This is a genomic window from Streptomyces sp. NRRL S-87 (assembly GCF_000719335.1).
GTDB lineage: Bacteria > Actinomycetota > Actinomycetes > Streptomycetales > Streptomycetaceae > Streptomyces.
In genome coordinates, this window is the sequence record NZ_JOGB01000027.1 from 68,914 (window position 1) to 88,709 (window position 19,796).

Consider the following 19,796-nt stretch of genomic DNA (forward strand, 5'->3'; position numbering starts at 1 on the left):
GGGACGCCGTTCGCGGGGCGGCGGGGCGGGGTGCTGGGAGCGCCGTTCGCGGGGCGGACCTGGCGCGAGTTCGGGCATCTGATGACCGGGTTCCCGCTCGCGGCGCTGTACTTCTCCTTGACGGTGGCCATGCTCTCGGTCGGGGCCGGCCTGCTCGTCACCTTCGTCGGCGTGCCGGTCCTGGCCGTCGCGCTCGGCGTGTGCCGCGGCTTCGGGACCCTGGAGCGCACCCGCGCCCGGCTGCTGCTCGGCCTGGAGGTGGCGGCGCCGGAGCCGGCCCTCCGGCGTCGGCGGGGCGCGACGGCCTGGATGGGCGCGATGCTCAAGAGCGGCGCCAACTGGCGGCACGCGCTGTACATGATCGTGCACTTCCCGTGGGCGGTGTTCTCCTTCGTCGTGGCGATCACCTTCATGACGTACGGCTGGGCGACGGCCCTCTACCCCGCCTGGCACTGGGTCCTCCCGACCTTCACCGACCAGCCCGGCCTGCAGCTGTACGACGACGGCCCCGGCGACGGCTTCTACCTCGACACCCCGTACCGCATCACCGTCACCTGCCTCGTCGGCGTCCTCGTCGTCCTCGTGACCCCCTGGGTGCTGCGCGCCCTGACGACCGTGGACCGGGTGCTGGTCGCGGGCCTGCTCGGGCCGTCCCGGCTGGTCACCCGCGTCACCGAGCTGGAGTCGGACCGCGGGGCGGCGGCCGACACCGCCGCCGCCGACCTGCGGCGCATCGAGCGGGAGCTGCACGACGGGGCCCAGGCCCGGCTGGTGAACCTGGCCATGGACCTGGGCCTGGCCAAGGACGCGCTCGCGCGGGACCCGCAGGCCGCCGCCCGCCTGGTCGACGAGGCGCACGGCGAGGTGAAGACCGCCCTGCGGGAGCTGCGCGACCTGGCCCGGGGCATCCACCCCGCGGTGCTGACCGACCGGGGCCTGGACGCGGCCCTGTCGGCGGTGGCCGCGCGGTGCGCCGTCCCGGTCACGGTGCGGGTGGACCTGCCGGGCCGGCCGGCCCCGGCGATCGAGGGCCTGGCGTACGTCACCGTGGTGGAGCTGCTGGAGAACGTCAGCCGGCACGCCGGGGCCCGGTCCGCGGGCGTGGACGTCTGGCGGGCCGGCGACCGGCTGATGGTGCAGGTCACGGACGACGGCCGGGGCGGGGCCGCGGCGGACCCGGCCCCGGAGGCGGGCGGGGTCCCGGGCGCGGGCACCGGGCTGGCGGGGCTGGCCGGCCGGATCGGCGCGGTCGACGGCGTCCTCGACGTACGGTCCCCGGTCGGCGGGGGCACGCGGGTGACCGCGGAACTCCCCTGGCGCGGGTGACGGCGGAACTCCCCTGGCGCGGGTGACGGCGGAACTCCCCTGGCGCGGGTGACGGCGGGCCTCCCCCGGCCCGGGTGACGGCGGCATCCGCGGCAGGCCTCCACCGCCGCGGACCCGAAGGCTGAGCCTGGCCTCAACCGAGCCCCTGGAACGGCATGCTTGGCTGTACCGGACACGCCGGAACGAGCCGAAGAGCCGAGCGGGGAGCTGCTGTAGTGGAGCAGGACAAGGTGCGGGTGGTCATCGCCGAGGATTCGGTGCTGCTGCGGGAGGGGCTGACGCGGCTGCTGACCGACCGGGGCCACGAGGTGATAGCCGGCGTCGGTGATGCCGACGCGCTGGTCAAGACGATGGCGGACCTCGCCGCCGAGGGGTCCCTGCCGGACGTGGTGGTGGCCGACGTACGGATGCCGCCTACCCACACCGACGAGGGCGTCCGGGCCGCGGTGCGGCTGCGTGCCGCCTATCCCGATCTCGGCGTCCTCGTGCTGTCGCAGTACGTCGAGGAGCGGTACGCCACCGAGCTGCTGGCCGGATCCAGCACGGGTGTGGGCTACCTGCTCAAGGACCGGGTAGCCGAGGTACGGGAGTTCACCGACGCCGTGGTCCGGGTCGCCCGGGGCGGCACGGCGCTCGACCCCGAGGTGGTCGCCCAGTTGCTGGGCCGCAGCCGCAAGCAGGACGTGCTGGCGGGCCTGACGCCCCGCGAGCGCGAGGTGCTGGGCCTGATGGCGGAGGGCCGGACGAACTCGGCCGTCGCCCGACAGCTGGTCGTCAGCGACGGGGCGGTGGAGAAGCACGTCAGCAACATCTTCATGAAGCTCGGGCTGTCACCCAGTGACGGGGATCACCGCAGGGTGCTCGCCGTCCTCACCTATCTGAATTCATGACTGCCTGACACTCTGTCAGGCAGTCGAGAGCCGGAACACACGCCGTAGGCCAGGCGTCCCAGCGGGGCCCGTCTCACTTTTGCGTCCAGCATGTGAGAGGCCCGAGGAAGGGCACCCTTACCGACGTAGGGTTGGCCTTGGGACGCGCACGCCTCGAAGGAGGTCCAGTTCAGTGACCAGCCAGGTCAGTAGCCCTGCCGAGCAGGCCGACGGCGCCGAGGAGGCCGTCGTCGGCGAACAGCGCACGCCCGCGGACGCCGCCGGCGCGAAGGGTGAGAAGGAAGTCCGCAGGCTCGACCGTGTGATCATCCGCTTCGCGGGTGACTCCGGTGACGGCATGCAGCTGACGGGTGACCGTTTCACCTCGGAGACGGCGTCGTTCGGCAACGACCTCTCCACCCTGCCGAACTTCCCCGCCGAGATCCGTGCCCCCGCAGGCACCCTGCCGGGCGTCTCCTCGTTCCAGCTGCACTTCGCCGACCACGACATCCTCACTCCGGGTGACGCGCCGAACGTGCTGGTGGCGATGAACCCGGCGGCCCTGAAGGCCAACATCGGGGACGTCCCGCGCGGCGCGGAGATCATCGTCAACACCGACGAGTTCACCAAGCGCCCGATGGCGAAGGTCGGCTACGAGACCTCGCCGCTGGAGGACGGCTCGCTCGACGGCTACTCCGTGCACCCCGTACCGCTGACCACGCTCACGGTCGAGGCGCTGAAGGAGTTCGGCCTGTCCCGCAAGGAGGCCGAGCGCAGCAAGAACATGTTCGCGCTGGGCCTGCTGTCGTGGATGTACCACCGGCCGACCGAGGGCACCGAGGCGTTCCTGCGCCAGAAGTTCGCGAAGAAGCCCGACATCGCCGAGGCGAACGTGGCCGCCTTCCGGGCCGGCTGGAACTTCGGCGAGACGACCGAGGACTTCGCCGTCTCCTACGAGGTCGCCCCCGCGACGAAGGCCTTCCCCGCGGGCACCTACCGCAACATCTCGGGGAACCTGGCCCTGTCGTACGGCCTGATCGCGGCGGCCCGGCAGGCGGACCTGCCCCTCTACCTGGGCTCCTACCCGATCACCCCGGCCTCCGACATCCTGCACGAGCTCTCGAAGCACAAGAACTTCGGCGTGCGCACGTTCCAGGCCGAGGACGAGATCGCCGGCATCGGCGCCGCCCTGGGCGCGGCCTTCGGCGGCGCGCTGGCCGTCACCACCACCTCCGGCCCGGGCGTGGCCCTGAAGTCGGAGACCATCGGCCTGGCGGTCTCCCTGGAGCTCCCCCTGCTGGTCGTGGACATCCAGCGCGGCGGCCCCTCGACCGGCCTGCCGACCAAGACCGAGCAGGCCGACCTGCTGCAGGCGATGTACGGGCGCAACGGCGAGGCCCCGGTGCCGATCGTCGCGCCGAAGACGCCGGCGGACTGCTTCGACGCCGCCCTGGACGCGGCCCGGATCGCGCTGACGTACCGCACTCCGGTGTTCCTGCTCTCGGACGGATACCTGGCCAACGGCTCCGAGCCGTGGCGGATCCCCGACCCCGACGAGCTGCCCGACCTGCGCACGCAGTTCGCCAGCGGCCCGAACCACACCCTGGCCGACGGCACCGAGGTCTTCTGGCCGTACAAGCGCGACCCGCAGACCCTGGCCCGCCCCTGGGCGGTGCCGGGCACGCCGGGGCTGGAGCACCGGATCGGCGGCATCGAGAAGCAGGACGGCACGGGGAACATCTCCTACGACCCGGCCAACCACGACTTCATGGTCCGCACCCGCCAGGCCAAGACCGACGGCATCGAGGTCCCCGACCTGACCGTCGACGACCCGGACGGCGCCCGCACCCTCGTCCTCGGCTGGGGCTCCACCTACGGGCCGATCACCGCCGCCGTCCGCCGCCTGCGCCTGGCCGGCACCCCCATCGCGCAGGCCCACCTGCGCCACCTCAACCCCTTCCCGCGGAATCTGGGTGAGGTCCTGGAGCGTTACGAGAAGGTAGTGGTGCCGGAGATGAACCTCGGGCAGCTCGCGATGCTGCTGCGCGCGAAGTACCTGGTCGACGCCCGGTCGTACAACCAGGTCAACGGCATGCCCTTCAAGGCCGAGCAGCTCGCCAAGGCCCTCAAGGAGGCCACCAATGACTGAGACGACGGCTCGTACGGAACCGGCGCCCCGCTCCCTGCTCTCCCTCGTCCCGAAGGCCGACGGACCCCAGTCCGCGAAGGACTACAAGTCCGACCAGGAAGTGCGCTGGTGCCCGGGCTGCGGCGACTACGCGGTCCTCGCCGCCGTCCAGGGCTTCATGCCCGAGCTCGGCCTGGCGAAGGAGAACATCGTCTTCGTCTCGGGCATCGGCTGCTCCTCCCGTTTCCCGTACTACATGAACACCTACGGGATGCACTCCATCCACGGCCGCGCCCCGGCCATCGCCACCGGTCTGGCCACCTCCCGCCGCGACCTGTCGGTCTGGGTCGTCACCGGTGACGGCGACGCCCTCTCCATCGGCGGCAACCACCTCATCCACGCGCTGCGCCGCAACGTCAACCTCAAGATCCTGCTCTTCAACAACCGGATCTACGGACTCACCAAGGGCCAGTACTCCCCCACCTCGGAGCTCGGCAAGATCACCAAGTCGACGCCGATGGGCTCTCTGGACGCCCCGTTCAACCCCGTCTCGCTGGCGCTCGGCGCCGAGGCGTCGTTCGTGGCCCGCACGGTCGACTCCGACCGCAAGCACCTCACCGAGGTGCTGCGCCAGGCGGCCGGGCACGACGGCACCGCGCTGGTGGAGATCTACCAGAACTGCAACATCTTCAACGACGGCGCCTTCGAGGTCCTCAAGGACAAGGACCAGGCCCAGGAGGCCGTGATCCGCCTGGAGCACGGGCAGCCGATCCGTTTCGGCACCGACCTGCGCAACGGCGTCGTCCGCGACCCCGCCACCGGCGACCTCAAGGTCGTCGAGGTCACGCCCGAGAACGAGGGCCGCATCCTGGTGCACGACGCCCACGCGGACTCGCCCACCACGGCCTTCGCGCTCTCCCGCCTGGCCGACCCCGACACGCTGCACCAGACGCCCATCGGCGTCTTCCGCAGCGTCGAGCGGCCGGTGTACGACACGCTCATGGCGGACCAGCTGGACGCGGCCGTCGAGCAGAGGGGCAAGGGCGACCTGTCCGCCCTGCTCGCCGGCAACGACACCTGGACGGTCGTCGGCTAGTACGCCGCGGGCCGCCGGACGCGCACGGGCCCGGATCCCGGCACCTGGGGGTGCCGGGGTCCGGGCCTCGTCGTCGGCGCCGCCGCCGGGGCGTTCCACGCAGCGGCGGGGCGGTGCTCAGGCCAGCGCGGCGGCGATGGCCGTGGCGACCGGGGTGGTCGGGCGGCCGATCAGGCGGGCCAGGTCGCCGGTGGTGCCGGCGAGGCGGCCCCGGGCGATGGCGGCGTCCACGTCCACCAGGATCGCGGCGAAGCCCTCGGGCACGCCCGCACCCTTGAGGATCTCCAGGTGGTCCCCGGCCGGCACGTCGGCGTGCGCGATGTCCTTGCCGGTCTGCGCCGCCACCTCGGCCGCGTACTCCGCCAGGCTCCAGGCGTGGTCGCCGCTGAGCTCGTACACCGCGTTCAGGTGCCCGTCCCCGGTCAGGACGGCGGCCGCGGCCGCCGCGTAGTCCGCGCGGGCGGCGGAGGCGATCCGGCCCCCGCCCGCGCTGCCCACGACCGCGCCGTGCGCGAGGACGCCCGCCAGGTTGCCCGTGTAGTTCTCGTGGTACCAGCCGTTGCGCAGGAAGGTGTACGGCAGGCCGGAGTCCAGGACGGCCTGCTCGGTGACCTTGTGCTCCGCGGCCAGGTCGAAGTCCGCGTCGGGACCGCCGAGGATGCCCGTGTAGGCGAGCTGGGCCACGCCCGCCGCCTTGGCCGCCGAGATCACGGCGGTGTGCTGCGGCACCCGGCGGCCGACCTCGTTGCCCGAGATCAGCAGGACGCGGTCGCCGGCGCGGAAGGCCGCGGCGAGGCTCTCGGGGTCGTCGTAGTCGGCGATCCGCAGCTCGACACCGCGCGCGGCCAGCTCGGCGCCCTTGCGCTCGTCGCGGACCACGGCGACGACCTCGGCGGCGGGGACGCGGGCGAGCAGCTCCTCGATGACCAGGCGGCCGAGGGCTCCGGTGGCTCCGGTGACGACGATGCTCATGGCGGGACTCCTTCGGTAGCGGATGAGCACTACCTTACAGAAAGCGCTAACTTTTGGAAAGTGCCTTGAGTGCCTCCACGCCCCGGGAGTACCAGGGAGCCTCCGCGGACAGTCAGGAGCATCACGCGTCAACGGACATGACACGAGAGGTGTCCTGAAGCTACCGTCGTGAGGTCGGCGTACGGCGGTCAGGAGGATCCGTGGAGACAGGCAGCGAGCGGCGCGCGGGGTTGCTCTACGGCTTCGGCGCGTACGGGATGTGGGGACTGGTCCCGCTCTACTGGCCGCTGCTGCAGCCGGCCGGGTCGGTGGAGATCCTGGCGCACCGGATGGTGTGGTCCCTGGCCGTGGTGGCCCTGGGCCTGCTGGCGATACGCCGCTGGGGGTGGATCTCCGAGCTGCTGCGCCAGCCGCGCCGGCTCGCGCTCCTGGCCGCGGCGGCCGCCGTCATCACCGTCAACTGGGGCCTGTACATCTGGGCGGTCAACAACGGGCACGTGGTCGAGGCCTCGCTCGGCTACTTCACCAACCCGCTGGTCAGCATCGCCATGGGCGTCCTGCTGCTCGGCGAGCGGCTGCGGCCCGCCCAGTGGGCGGCCGTCGGCATCGGCGCCGCCGCGGTGCTCGTGCTCGCGATCGGATACGGGCGGGCGCCCTGGATCGCGCTGACCCTCGCCTTCTCGTTCGCGACCTACGGCCTGATCAAGAAGAAGGTGGGCCTCGGCGGGCTCGAGTCGCTGGCCGCCGAGACCGCGGTCCAGTTCCTGCCCGCCCTCGGCTACCTGCTGTGGCTGGGCTCCACCGGCCACTCCTCCTTCGCCTCCGGCGGGCCCGGGCACGCGGCCCTGCTGGCCTCCACCGGTGTCGTCACCGCCATCCCGCTGATCTTTTTCGGGGCCGCCGCGATCCGGGTGCCGCTGTCCACGCTGGGGCTGCTCCAGTACCTCGCGCCGGTCTTCCAGTTCTCGCTCGGCGTCCTGTACTTCCACGAGGCGATGCCGCCCGAGCGGTGGGCCGGCTTCGGTCTCGTGTGGGCAGCCCTCGTCCTGCTGACGTGGGACGCGCTGCGCACCTCCCGCCGGTCCCGGGCCCGGGCCCAGGAGGTGCTGCGCACGGCCGACCTCGCCGCCCGGTCCGCGCCCTCCGACCGGGCGGCCAGGCCCGCCCCGGCCCGGCCGGCCGTCCCCGCGCCCGCACCCGGAACGGCCCCCGCGCCTCGCGCGGAACACGCGTAACCCTCGAGCATCCCAGGACGAGCGCTCGTAACCGCCCAGGTTACGAGCGCTCGTCCGTATGTCGAACGGCTCTGACCGAATTGCGCTCTTGACGCAGAGTCAGGCCCTCGCTGACCATCGGCTCGCACAGCAGCGCGAACGCTCCACGACCCCGCGCCGATCCCCAGCCGTGCCGTTCCACGCTCCACGCTCCACCGCGCCGTCAGCAAGAACAGCTCCGCCAGCTCGTCTCGCACTGATCACGCACGTTCCGTCCTGTCCCTGTACGGAATCACTTCGGAGCCCCCACATGAGCCTCTCCGCCTCACGGCGGCTGGCCGCCACGACCGTGCTCACGGTCGCCGGCCTGCTCGCCGCCACCGCGCCCGCCGCGCTCGCCGTCCCCGCGTCCGCGGCCGCCGCGCCCACCCCGCCGGACATCCCGCTCGCCAACGTCAAGGCGCACCTGTCCCAGCTGCAGTCCATCGCCACGGCCAACGGCGGCAACCGGGCCCACGGCCGCACCGGCTACAAGGCCTCGATCGACTACGTGAAGGGCAAGCTGGACGCCGCCGGCTTCACGACCACGCTGCAGACCTTCACCTCCAGCGGCGCCACCGGCTACAACCTGATCGCCGACTGGCCCGGCGGCGACCCCAACTCCGTCCTGATGGCGGGCTCCCACCTCGACTCGGTGACCTCCGGCCCCGGTATCAACGACAACGGCTCCGGCTCGGCGGCCGTCCTGGAGAGCGCGCTGGCCGTCTCCCGCGCCGGGCTCCAGCCCACCAAGCACCTGCGCTTCGGCTGGTGGGGAGCGGAGGAGCTGGGCCTGATCGGGTCGAAGTACTACGTGAACAACCTGCCGAGCGCCGAGCGCGCCAAGATCTCCGGCTACCTCAACTTCGACATGATCGGCTCGCCGAACCCGGGCTACTTCGTCTACGACGACGACCCCGCCCTGGAGAAGGTCTTCAAGGACTACTTCGCCACCCTGAGCATCCCGACCGAGATCGAGACCGAGGGCGACGGCCGCTCGGACCACGCTCCGTTCAAGAACGTGGGCATCCCGGTCGGCGGCCTGTTCTCCGGCGCCGACTACACCAAGACCTCGGCGCAGGCCCAGAAGTGGGGCGGCACGGCCGGCCAGGCCTTCGACCGCTGCTACCACTCCTCCTGCGACACCTCGGCGAACATCAACGACACCGCCCTGGACCGCAACAGCGACGCCATCGCCTACGCGATCTGGACCCTGGGCGCCGGTACGACCGTCCCGCCGGGCCCGTCGTTCGAGAACACCACCGACGTGGCCGTCCCGGACTCCCCCGGCGCGGCCGTGACCTCGCCGATCACCGTCTCGGGCGTCGCGGGCAACGCGCCCTCGACCCTGAAGGTGGACGTCAACATCGTCCACACCTGGCGCGGCGACCTGGTCGTCGACCTGGTGGCGCCGGACGGGACCGCGTACCGGCTGAAGAACTCCTCCTCGAACGACTCGGCCGACAACGTGGTGGCGACGTACACCGTCGACGCCTCCAGCGAGGTCGCGAACGGGATCTGGAAGCTGAAGGTGCAGGACGTGGCCGCGCAGGACACCGGCTACATCAACAGCTGGAAGCTGACCTTCTAGCTCCGACGGCCCCCAGGACCCGACCGGGCCTACGCGCCCATGACGGCCCGGAGCTCCCCGGCGATCGAGGCGGTGTCGGCGTTGCCGAGCTTGGCCGCCTCGACGAGGTCCCCGAGGAGCTCCGGAGAGGGCAGCTGCTTCGCTCCCGCCACCCGCAGGTACGAGCGGGTGGCGGCAGCGGCGTAGAACTCGTTCATCGGCGACTCCAGCGCCGGGCAGACGGCGAGGGTGTGCAGGAAGGCGGCGGCCCGCCACGCGATGTCCGGGGCGGGCGCGTCCGGGAGCAGCACCAGGTCGCTCTGGTGGCGCGCCACGGCGGCCACGATCCCGGACGGGTCCCAGACCGCGGGATCGGACGGCAGATGGTGGGCCAGCGCGGTCCAGGCCCACTCCTCGGTGATCTTCATCATGTCCCGAAGCGCTCCTGGAAGTAGCCCCAGTGGACGGCGAACTCCTCGATACCGGCGAGGAAGTCGCGCCGGTCCTGGTCCAGTTCGCGCTCGGTCACCTCGGTGATCAGGGCGGTGACGGTCGTCCCCAGGGCCGCCGCGCGCGCCTTGAGGCGCTCGTGGAACTCCTCGTCCAGGCGGATGGTGACGTGTCTCGACATGCCGCACACGGTACCGCCGCCCGCGCGCACGGAACACCGGAACGGGTGAAGGGGCGGTCCAGGACACACGTCCCGGACCGCCCCTCAGCCCGACGCCGGGCCTACGGCCGGTTCGCCGCGTCGGCCCGCCGGTTCGCCGCGTCGGCCGCTAGTTCGCCGCGTCGGCCGCCTTCACGAGCGCGTCCTTCGTGACCGCGCCCACGTAGACCTTGCCGTCGTCCGTCATCAGGACGTTGATGACGCGGGTGGAGAAGACCCTGCCCTGACCGAACTTCCCCGAGACCTTGTCGCCGATCGAGTCGAGGAAGCCCTGCGCCTCCTTCGGCACGTTCTTGTCGCCCTTGGCGGTGCCCAGGCCCTTGCCGCCCGGGACGGTGATCTCGGTGATCGTGGCCCAGCCCTCGCCGATGGTGCGGGTGGTGGCGTCCCCGCCCTTCGCCCCGCCGGTCAGGTCACCCAGGCCGGGCAGCATGTCCAGGCCCTTGAACGGGTTGTCCCGGCCCTCGTCCCAGCCCTTGCCCCAGTCCTTGCCGCCCTTGCCGTCCGGGCCGCCGAACTCCTTCCCGGCGTCCTTGCCCTCGGTCACCTTCGCGCCGGGCGGCGGGGTGAAGTCGAACTCGTCGGCGGACGGCTTGCCGAAGGACACCTTCGTGAACCCGGCCTCGACGATGGGCTTGCCACCCTCGCTGGAGAGCGCCTGCACGCGCAGCGGGGTGGAAGTCTTCGCATCCACCGCGATCTTGATGGAGTCGATCGTGGAGCCGCTCTGCTTGGGCTCGAGGACCAGCACGTACGCGTCCCGGCCCGCGACCTGCGCGGTGTCGCCGACCCGCACGTCGGTGGTCGGCCCGGCGGCCTTGAGCACCTCCTGCGCGAACTCCTTCGGCGTGGCCGGCGCGTGGTCGCCCCGGTGGGCGCGCCCCTTGCCGTCCCTGCCGGCGCCGGCCTCGTCGGCGGTCTCGTGGAAGACCTGGTTCGAGGCGCTGTCGAAGCCCCAGACGTCCTTGCCGTCGTGGATCAGGCTGTACTCCTCCTTGCCCTCGACCAGCGTCAGCTTCTGCCGGTCCGGGCCGTCGGCCGCGACCTTGAAGGTGTGCGTGCCGGACGCCAGCCGGGTCAGCTTGCTCTGCGGGTCGGCGGAGGCCGACCCCTTGCCCCCGCCGCCCGTCGCGCCGGCCAGGGCGCCGCCGAGCAGACCGTCCGTGAAGGACGGCAGCCCGAGGTCCACGCTCACCTTGGCGGTGCCGGACAGCTGCTCCGTGTCCGAGGCGGCGATCTTCTCCAGGAGCTCCTGCGCCGAGATCTTCGGCAGGTCGGGGCTGCCGTTCGCCGCCAGGGCGGGGACCAGGCCGATCGTGGCGGCGGCCACGCCCGCCACCGCGACCGGTACGGCGTAGCGGGCGGCCTTGCGGCGGCTCGGGCGGAGCTCCGCGGCGTCGTCGGCCGGCGTGCCCTCGGGAGTACCGCTTGCGTTCGGTGCCATGTCGTCCTGCCTCCGTGTCACCCGTTGTGTCCCCGTCGCGTCACCCGATGTGGTGGGGGACCGTGCATCAATCTGACCAAACGGCAGGCTCCGGGGCGTCAGCCCGTGGATTCAACTCCGCGTACGACGCAGGTATGACACAAAACGGATCGGCCTCCCCCGTCCCGTAGGGGACGGAGGAGGCCGGCGTACGTCGTGGGGAGGCTCAGCCCGCGCGGTGGACCACCGCGTCGCACAGCTCCTCCAGCGCGGACTTCGCGAAGCACTCGGGCAGCGGGGCGAGCAGCGCCCGGGCCTCCTCCGCGTACCGCACGGTGACGCGGCGGGCCTGCTCCAGCGCCGGGTGGACGCGCAGCCGGGCCAGCGCCTCGGCGTGCCGGGCGTCGTCGGTGAGGTCGCCGTCGAGCAGGGCGACCAGGTCGAGGTCGTCGGCCTCGGCGTCGCGCTCGGCCAGCTCGCGCAGCAGCAGCACGGGCAGGGTCGGGATGCCCTCGCGCAGGTCGGTGCCGGGGGTCTTGCCCGACTCGTGGGAGTCCGAGGCCACGTCGAGGACGTCGTCGGCCAGCTGGAAGGCCAGGCCGAGCCGCTCGCCGTACTGGGTGAGGATGTCGACGGTCCGCTCGTCGGCGCCGGACATCATCGCGCCGAACCGGCAGGAGACGGCCACCAGCGAGCCGGTCTTGCCCGCCATGACCTCCAGGTAGTGCTCGACCGGGTCCCGACCGTCGCGCGGTCCCGCGGTCTCCAGGATCTGGCCGGTGACCAGCCGCTCGAAGGCCTCGGCCTGGATGCGCACGGCCTCGGGGCCGAGGTCCGCCAGGATGTGGGAGGCGCGGGCGAAGAGGAAGTCACCCGTGAGGACGGCGACGGAGTTGCCCCAGCGGGTGTTCGCGCTGGGCACGCCGCGGCGGACCTCGGCCTCGTCCATGACGTCGTCGTGGTACAGCGTCGCCAGGTGCGTGAGCTCCACCACGACGGCGGAGGGCACGATCTTGGGCGCGTACGGGTCGCCGAAGCGCGACGCGAGGAGCACCAGCAGGGGGCGGAAGCGCTTGCCGCCCGCGCGCACGAGGTGCTGGGCGGCCTCGGTGATGAAGGGGACCTCGCTCTTGCAGGCTTCGAGCAGACCCTCCTCGACGGCGGCCAGGCCGGCCTGGACGTCGCTCTCAAGAGCCTGGTCCCGCACGCTCAGTCCGAACGGCCCGACGACGGTCACGAGGGGTACTCCTGTCTGCTGACGATCACACGGATTGTCGATGTGTCGCTGCCTTCACTCAAGTCAGCGTATCCGGTCCATTTTCGATCACCGAGAGGGCCCGGACGCCAGCGCGGACGCACCGCCCGAAGAGCCCCGGTATGTTCGTTTTAAGTCGATCACCAGCGGGGAGCGATTTTTGTCCAGAACGACGATCCGCACCGTGTTCCCGTACGAGACCGTGCACGAGGACGTCCGGATCCCCGTGGACGGGGGCGCCTCCCGGGCCGGCGGCACCGGTCGCGGGGTGGAACTGTACGCCCGGATCTGGCGCCCGCTGACCGACCGGCCGGTGCCCGCCCTCCTGGAGTACGCCCCGGACCGCCTGACCGACCGCAGCGGCCCGCGGGACCGGCAGAGGCACCCCTGGTACGCGGGTCACGGCTACGCGTCCGTACGGGTGGACGTGCGCGGTCACGGCAACAGCGGCGGCCACCCGGGCGACGTGCACGACGCGCGGGAGCTGGCCGACGGGGTCGCGGTGGTCGAGTGGCTGGCGGCCCGGCCCTGGTGCGACGGCCGGGTCGGGATGTTCGGGATCGGCCGCGGCGGCGGAAACGCGCTGCGCATCGCCGCGCTCGGGCCGGAGCCGCTGAAGGCGGTGGTGGCGGTCGGCGCGGCGGACGACCGGTACGACGGCGACGCGCACCACCTCGGCGGCTCCGTACTGGGCGTGGGCGCGCACGCCCGCGCCGCCGCCCTGCTGGCCGCCGCCTGCCGGCCCCCGGACCCCGCGTACGCGGGCGAGGGCTGGCGGGAGCAGTGGCTGGACCGGCTGGAGTCCGTGGAGCCGCCGGCCCACCGCTGGCTGGCGCACCAGACCCGGGACGCGTACTGGCGGCACGGCAGCCTCCGGGAGGCCTACCCGGCCCTCGCCGCGGGCGCCGCGGTCCTCGCGGTGGGCGGCTGGCACGACCCGTGCCGGGACACCGTGCTGCGGCTGGTCGCCGCCCTGCCGCCGGACCGGGTGCGCGGGATCGTCGGCCCCTGGTCGCACCAGTACCCCGACGGGGACCGGCCGCCGGGCCCGGCGATCGGCTTCCTCCAGGAGACCCTGCGCTGGTGGGACCACTGGCTCAAGGACGCGGACACCGGCGTCATGGCCGAGCCGCTGCTGCGGTCGTGGATCGGCGCGTCCCGGCCGCCGGCCACCACGTACGAGCGGAGCGAGGGCCGCTGGGTGGGCGACCCGGCCTGGCCCTCGCCACACGTCACCCCCGTGGTGTACGGCCTCCAGGGCGAGGAGGTGGCGGTCGCCTCGCCGCAGCACACCGGGCTGGACGCGGGGCGCTTCCGCCCCTGCGGCGGCGCCGCCGACCTGCCGCCCGACCAGCGGGAGGAGGACGCGAAGTCGGCCTGCTTCGAGTTCGCGGTGGGGGCCGCCCCGGTCGAGGTGCTCGGGTCGCCGGCGGTCCGGCTCCGGCTGCGGATGGACGTACCGCACGGGCAGGTCGTCGCCCGGCTGTGCGACGTCGCGCCCGACGGGGCCTCGACGCTGGTGGCGCGCGGGGCGCTGAACCTGGGGGCGCGCGAGGGGCAGGACCGGTCCGTGGCCTGGCCCCCCGGGGCGGCGGGGGACGTGTCCTTCGAGCTGGACGCCGTCGGGTACCGGTTCCCGCCCGGGCACCGCATCCGGCTCGCGCTGTCCTCCGCGTACTGGCCCTGGATCTGGCCCCGGCCGGGATCGGAGGCCGGCTGGACGGTGCGGCCGGCCGCCAGCGCCCTGACGCTGCCGGTACGGGCCCCCACGGCGGACCGGGTGGCCTTCGAGCCCCCGGAGCAGGCTCCGCCGCTCGGCGTCGCCGTCCCCGAGACCTTCGACGAGCCGCGGCCCGAGCGGCTCGTGGTCCGCGACGTGGCCGCCGGGTCCTGGCGGCTGGAGGTGGCCCCGCCCTCCGGGACGCGGGCGTACCCGGACGGGCTGGAGTACACGGAGGACGCCCGGGACGTGTACGAGATCCGGTCGGCGGACGCGCTCTCCGCCCGTGCCGCCTCCGAGTGGCGCATCCGCCTGCACCGACCGGAAGAGGCGTGGGACGTCCGGATCGAGACCCGCTCGTCCACGTCCTGCGACTCGTCCGCGTTCACCGTCTCGAACGAGGTCGTCTGCCGGGAGGGCGAGGAGGTGCTCTTCCACCGCACCTGGGAACGCCGCCTCCCCCGCGATGCCGGCTAGCTAGGCGTACAGCCTCTCCAGCACCACCGCGATGCCGTCCGCCTCGTTCGACAGGGTGATCTCGTCGGCGACGGCGCGGAGTTCGGGGTGGGCGTTGGCCATGGCGACGCCGTGGCCCGACCAGGCGAACATCGGGATGTCGTTCGGCATGTCACCGAAGGCGATCGTCGAGGACGGCGACAGCCCGAGCGCCCCCGCGACCAGGGAGAGCCCGCTCGCCTTGGTCACGCCCGGCGGCTGCAGCTCCACGGTGTGCTCCCCCGCCATGGTGACGTTCACCAGGTGCCCGACCACCTCCCGGGCCACCCGCGTGAGCTCGTCGTCGTCCAGGCGCGGGTGCTGCAGCAGCACCTTGAGGATCGGCTCGGCCCACAGTTCCGCCCGCCCCCGGGCGCGGACCACCGGCAGGTGCGGGTGCTGCATCCGGTAGCCCGGCGCCATCACCATCGCGCCGTCGACCCCGTCCCGGTCGACCGCCGCGTAGACCTCGCCGATCTCCGCCTCGATCTTGCCGAGCGCGACCTCCGCCAGCTCCCGGTCCAGGGCCGTCGAGCTGAGCATCCGCCCCTCCGCCGCGTCGTACAGCTGCGCCCCCTGCCCGCACACCGCGAGCCCCGCGTAGCCCAGCCCGTCGAGCACGTGCCGGACCTGCGGGACCGGGCGTCCGGTGACGACCACGTGCCGCGCGCCCGCGGCGCGCGCCCGCGCGAGCGACGCGTACGAGCGGGGTGAGACGGTGTCTCCGGCGCGCAGCAGCGTGCCGTCGAGGTCCGTGGCGATCAGGGCGTACGGGAGGGCCGAAGTCACGGCGTCAAGGATACGGATCTTTACCGGGACCCTTATGGACAAGTCATATAAAGAGACACCGAATCCGGCCTCCCGCCCCGCCCGTCCCCCACGTAACGTGTGCTCCGCACTGTGATACGCCGGGACACCCCCGGACCGCGCGGAAAGCGAGGCAGCACCCCATGCCCGAGCAGAGCCCCCTCGACCTGCCCGAGGGCGACCCCTTCGGTCCGCACAATCTGCCCTACGGCGTGTTCTCCACCGGCGACGGCTCCACCCGCCGCATCGGCGTCCGCCTCGGCGACCACGTCCTCGACGCGGCGGCGGCAGCCCGCGCCCTGCGCTCCGCGCACGCCGACCTGCTCGACCGGCCCGTGCTCAACCCGCTGCTCGCCGCCGGCCGCACCGTGTGGACCGAGGTGCGCCGCACCCTGACCTCCGCGGTCACCGACCCGCAGCACCGCGAGGCCGTCGAGCCGCTCCTGCACCCCCTCGCCTCCGTCACGATGCACCTGCCGTACGAGGTCGCCGACTACGTCGACTTCTACGCGAGCGAGCACCACGCCACCAACGTGGGCCGCATGTTCCGCCCCGACGGCGACGCGCTCACCCCCAACTGGAAGCACCTGCCGATCGGTTACCACGGCCGCTCCGGCACCCTCGTCGTCTCCGGCACCGACGTCGTCCGCCCCTCCGGCCAGCGCAAGGCCCCCACCGACCCGGCCCCCGTCTTCGGCCCGTCGGTCAAGCTCGACATCGAGGCCGAGGTCGGCTTCGTCGTCGGCACCCCCTCCGCACTCGGCGAGCCCGTCGCCCTGGCCGACTTCCGCGAGCACGTCTTCGGCCTCTTCCTCCTCAACGACTGGTCCGCGCGCGACATCCAGGCCTGGGAGTACGTGCCGCTCGGCCCCTTCCTCGGCAAGTCCTTCGCCACCTCGGTCTCCGCCTGGGTCACCCCGCTGGACGCCCTGGAGGACGCCCGTATCGCGCCCCCGGCCCGCGACTTCCCGCTGCTCCCCTACCTCGACGACGCCGAGACCGAGCCGGCCGGCTACGACCTGCACATCACGGTGTCGATCAACGGCCAGGAGGTGGCCCACCCGCCGTTCGCCACCATGTACTGGACCGCCGCCCAGCAGCTGGCCCACATGACCGTCAACGGCGCCTCCCTGCGCACCGGCGACGTCTACGGCTCCGGCACCGTCAGCGGCCCCGAGACGGCCCAGCGGGGCTCCCTCCTGGAGCTGACCTGGAACGGCCGCGACGCCCTCGAACTCACCGACGGCAAGCGGACCTTCCTGGAGGACGGCGACACCGTCACCCTCACCGCCTGGGCCCCGGGCCCGAACGGCACCCGCACCGCCCTCGGCGAGGTCACCGGCACCATCACCCCCGCCCGCTAGACCGTTCCCCGACGCCCCGCGGCGCGGGCGGGCCGCCCGGCCGGCCACGCGCCGCGGGACGTCCACCCACTGGGACACCGGGTCCGCGCCTACGCCTCCCGTGCGACCCGCTAGGCACATCCTTGGCAATGCCTGGTGGGTCCCGTGGTGTGTGGGGGAGGCGCTTGACAGGGGTGGCAGGCTGGACCGGAGGCAGGCCCGGGCCAGGGGTGGCCGCAGGCCAGGGCGAAGCCCCTTGCCCCCACCCTTCGGCGCGATGGCCCGCCCCCGAGAGCCCCCCGAGGGCCCCCCGAGGCCCCCCGCCGGCCCACCCCCGGTGGCGGCGCACCGAACCGCGGGCCATGCTGCTGCGTGGCGGTCAGAGGAGGACCGCGGACCCCGAGGAGTAAGCATGTCCGCTCGTTCGCCCCGCAGCCCCCACAGCCCCCGCAGCCCCCGCAGCCCCCGCAGCCTCCGCGCCCTGCTCCCCCTCGCGGCCACCGCATCCCTGGCCCTGACGGCGGGCCCCGCCGCCGCGGCGGGCCCGGGCGGCTCCGAGCCCCCCGACCCCGCAGCCTGGGCCGATCTCACGAAGGCCTACGCCGCCACGGAGCGGTACGTCTGGGAGCCCTACGCCCTCAACGACGGCTGGCAGCCGGACACCTTCTGCATGACGGACCCCAAGGGCGGCGGCGCCATGGGCATCCACTACTGGAAGCCCGAGAACATCGGCTCCACCGACCCGAGCCGCCCCGCCGCCCTCCTCTACGAGGACGACCCGCGCACCGGAGAGCGCGAGCTGGTCGGCGCCGAGTGGCTGGTCCCCGACAAGGACGGCGACCTCACCACGTCGCAGGACCGCCCCACGATCTTCGGGCAGCCGTTCAACGGCCCCATGCCCGGCCACAAGCCCGGCCAGCCGGTGCACTACGACCTGCACGTGTGGCTGTGGAAGGACAACCCGGACGGCATGTACAAGACCTGGAACCCAGCGATCGCCTGCAAACCGGGCAGCACCACCCCGCACTGAGCCCCCACCCACCCCAGCCCACCCACCCACCAGCCCCCACGCACCGAGGCCCGGCCACCCCAACGGGATGACCGGGCCCCGGCACGCTCAGCGCTGCACCTCCCAGCGCCACCCACTCACCGCGCGGACACACTCACCGCACGAACCCACTCACCGCACGAACAAACTCACCGCACGAACACACTCGCCTGACTGGCCAGATCCAGGAAGTACTGCGGCGCGAGCCCCAGCACCAGCGTGACCGCCACCCCCACCGCGATCGTCGTCATCGTCAGCGGGGACGGGACCGCCACCGACGGCCCGTCCGCCTTCGGCTCGCTGAAGAACATCAGCACGATGACCCGGATGTAGAAGAACGCGGCGATCGCGGACGAGAGCACACCCACCACGACCAGCACCCCGGCCCCGCCCTCCGCGGCCGCCGAGAACACCGCGAACTTCCCGGCGAAACCGGACGTCAGCGGGATGCCCGCGAAGGCCAGCAGGAAGACCGCGAAGACCGCCGCCGTCAGCGGCGAACGCCGCCCGAGCCCGGCCCACTTGGACAGGTGCGTGGCCTCGCCGCCCGCGTCGCGCACCAGCGTGACCACCGCGAAGGCGCCGATCGTCACGAACGAGTACGCACCCAGGTAGAACAGCACCGAGGAGATGCCGTCCGGGGTCGTGGCGATGACGCCCGCCAGGATGAACCCGGCGTGCGCGATCGAGGAGTAGGCCAGCAGGCGCTTGACGTCGGTCTGGGTGACCGCGATGACCGCACCGGCCAGCATCGTGATGATCGCGACGCCCCACATCACCGGCCGCCAGTCCCAGCGCAGCCCCGGCAGCACCACGTACAGCAGCCGCAGCAGCGCACCGAACGCGGCGACCTTCGTGGCGGCGGCCATGAAGCCGGTCACCGGGGTCGGGGCGCCCTGGTACACGTCCGGGGTCCACATGTGGAACGGGACCGCGCCGACCTTGAACAGCAGGCCCATCACCACCAGCGCACCGCCGATCAGCAGCAGCGCGTCGTTGCCCATCGTGGCGGCCAGCGTCGGGTCGATCGTCGCCACCGTGCCGTCGACGACGTCGGCGATGCCGGCGTACGTGACGGTGCCCGCGTACCCGTACAGCAGGGCGATGCCGAACAGCAGGAACGCCGACGAGAAGGCGCCGAGCAGGAAGTACTTGACCGCGGCCTCCTGCGACATGAGCCGCTGGCGGCGGGCCACGGCGCACAGCAGGTACAGCGGCAGCGAGAAGACCTCCAGGGCCACGAACAGGGTCAGCAGGTCGTTCGCCGAGGGGAAGACCAGCATGCCCGCGATCGCGAACAGGACCAGCGGGAAGACCTCGCTGGTGGTGAACCCGGCCCGGACCGCGGCCTTCTCGCTGTCGCTGCCCGGGACCGAGGCCGCCTGGGCGGCGAAGGAGTCCACCTTGTTGCCGTGCGCGGCCGGATCGAGACGGCGCTCGGCGAACGTGAACACGGCCACGATCGAGGCCAGCAGGATCGTGCCCTGCAGGAACAGCGCCGGGCCGTCCACGGCGATCGCGCCCATGGCCGCGATGTGCGCCTTGGTCGTGCCGTACCCGGCGGCGGCGAGCCCGACCACCGCCGCGAAGGCCGAGGCCAGCGCGGCGATCGTCAGGAACACCTGCGTGTAGTGGCGGTACTTGCGCGGGACGAACGCCTCGACCAGGACGCCGATGACCGCCGCGCCCACCACGATCAGAGTGGGGGACAGCTGGGCGTACTCGATGTGCGGGGCGGGGATCCGCTCGACGGGGTCGACGGCCGCGGCCGCATGACCCGCCATGCCCACCCTGCCGGCCATGTCCAGCATGCCCGCCATG

16 protein-coding genes are annotated in these 19,796 nt (G+C 72.9%); 9 read left to right on the forward strand and 7 right to left on the reverse strand.

Going from position 1 to position 19,796, the window contains the following annotated elements:
- Positions 1-81: 81 nt before the first annotated feature.
- The 4 genes from IF43_RS38150 (at position 82) to IF43_RS0118820 (ending at position 5,419) form a co-directional block, all read left to right on the forward strand.
- Entirely contained in the window at positions 82-1,326 is a 1,245-nt protein-coding gene (locus IF43_RS38150) for a sensor histidine kinase (protein WP_051795628.1), read from the forward strand.
- A 230-nt stretch (positions 1,327-1,556) separates the two neighbouring features.
- A complete protein-coding gene (locus tag IF43_RS0118810) occupies positions 1,557-2,216 on the forward strand; it encodes a response regulator transcription factor (protein WP_030201708.1) in 660 nt (219 codons plus the stop codon).
- A gap of 172 nt (positions 2,217-2,388) precedes the next feature.
- Complete coding sequence (locus IF43_RS0118815; protein ID WP_030201711.1) at positions 2,389-4,344, forward strand: 2-oxoacid:acceptor oxidoreductase subunit alpha; 1,956 nt, start codon at positions 2,389-2,391, stop codon at positions 4,342-4,344.
- A complete protein-coding gene (locus tag IF43_RS0118820; RefSeq protein ID WP_030201714.1) occupies positions 4,337-5,419 on the forward strand; it encodes a 2-oxoacid:ferredoxin oxidoreductase subunit beta in 1,083 nt (360 codons plus the stop codon). The genes IF43_RS0118815 and IF43_RS0118820 overlap by 8 nt, the downstream gene beginning before the upstream one ends.
- Before the next feature lie 117 nt (positions 5,420-5,536).
- Here the strand turns inward: IF43_RS0118820 and IF43_RS0118825 are convergent, their stop codons facing one another.
- Positions 5,537-6,391, reverse strand: a complete 855-nt coding sequence (locus IF43_RS0118825; protein ID WP_030201717.1) for an NAD(P)H-binding protein — start codon at positions 6,389-6,391, stop codon at positions 5,537-5,539.
- Between the two features lie 200 nt (positions 6,392-6,591).
- Here IF43_RS0118825 and rarD point away from each other — a divergent pair, with 200 nt between their 5' ends.
- Together rarD and IF43_RS0118835 are read left to right on the forward strand one after the other, a co-directional pair.
- Complete coding sequence (gene rarD / locus IF43_RS0118830; RefSeq protein WP_030201720.1) at positions 6,592-7,626, forward strand: EamA family transporter RarD; 1,035 nt, start codon at positions 6,592-6,594, stop codon at positions 7,624-7,626.
- A gap of 289 nt (positions 7,627-7,915) precedes the next feature.
- Complete coding sequence (locus IF43_RS0118835; protein ID WP_030201723.1) at positions 7,916-9,235, forward strand: M28 family metallopeptidase; 1,320 nt, start codon at positions 7,916-7,918, stop codon at positions 9,233-9,235.
- 29 nt (positions 9,236-9,264) lie between these two features.
- Here IF43_RS0118835 and IF43_RS0118840 read toward each other — a convergent pair whose 3' ends face one another.
- From IF43_RS0118840 to IF43_RS0118855, 4 genes are all read right to left on the reverse strand, one after another.
- Positions 9,265-9,645: a hypothetical protein gene (locus tag IF43_RS0118840; protein ID WP_234332309.1), complete on the reverse strand. Its 381-nt coding sequence runs from the start codon at positions 9,643-9,645 to the stop codon at positions 9,265-9,267.
- Entirely contained in the window at positions 9,642-9,845 is a 204-nt protein-coding gene (locus IF43_RS0118845; RefSeq protein WP_107048526.1) for a hypothetical protein, read from the reverse strand. Before IF43_RS0118845 ends, IF43_RS0118840 begins: the two co-directional genes overlap by 4 nt.
- Positions 9,846-9,993: 148 nt before the next feature.
- Positions 9,994-11,328, reverse strand: coding sequence for a membrane protein (locus IF43_RS0118850; RefSeq protein ID WP_030201732.1), 1,335 nt, complete (start codon positions 11,326-11,328; stop codon positions 9,994-9,996).
- 205 nt (positions 11,329-11,533) lie between these two features.
- Positions 11,534-12,544: a polyprenyl synthetase family protein gene (locus IF43_RS0118855; protein ID WP_030201733.1), complete on the reverse strand. Its 1,011-nt coding sequence runs from the start codon at positions 12,542-12,544 to the stop codon at positions 11,534-11,536.
- 178 nt (positions 12,545-12,722) lie between these two features.
- On the opposite strand from IF43_RS0118855, the gene IF43_RS0118860 reads away from it, so the two are divergent.
- On the forward strand, positions 12,723-14,759 hold the full coding sequence (locus IF43_RS0118860) for a CocE/NonD family hydrolase (protein WP_234332314.1): 2,037 nt from the start codon (positions 12,723-12,725) through the stop codon (positions 14,757-14,759).
- On the opposite strand, the gene IF43_RS0118865 is transcribed toward IF43_RS0118860, so the two are convergent.
- Positions 14,760-15,566, reverse strand: coding sequence for an HAD family hydrolase (locus IF43_RS0118865; RefSeq protein WP_030201738.1), 807 nt, complete (start codon positions 15,564-15,566; stop codon positions 14,760-14,762).
- Between the two features lie 161 nt (positions 15,567-15,727).
- Here IF43_RS0118865 and fahA point away from each other — a divergent pair, with 161 nt between their 5' ends.
- A complete protein-coding gene (gene fahA / locus IF43_RS0118870; protein ID WP_030201741.1) occupies positions 15,728-16,948 on the forward strand; it encodes a fumarylacetoacetase in 1,221 nt (406 codons plus the stop codon).
- 391 nt (positions 16,949-17,339) lie between these two features.
- Entirely contained in the window at positions 17,340-17,957 is a 618-nt protein-coding gene (locus IF43_RS0118875) for a hypothetical protein (RefSeq protein ID WP_063753363.1), read from the forward strand.
- 167 nt (positions 17,958-18,124) lie between these two features.
- Here the strand turns inward: IF43_RS0118875 and nuoN are convergent, their stop codons facing one another.
- Entirely contained in the window at positions 18,125-19,759 is a 1,635-nt protein-coding gene (nuoN, locus tag IF43_RS0118880; RefSeq protein ID WP_030201748.1) for an NADH-quinone oxidoreductase subunit NuoN, read from the reverse strand.
- Positions 19,760-19,796: the final 37 nt, after the last annotated feature.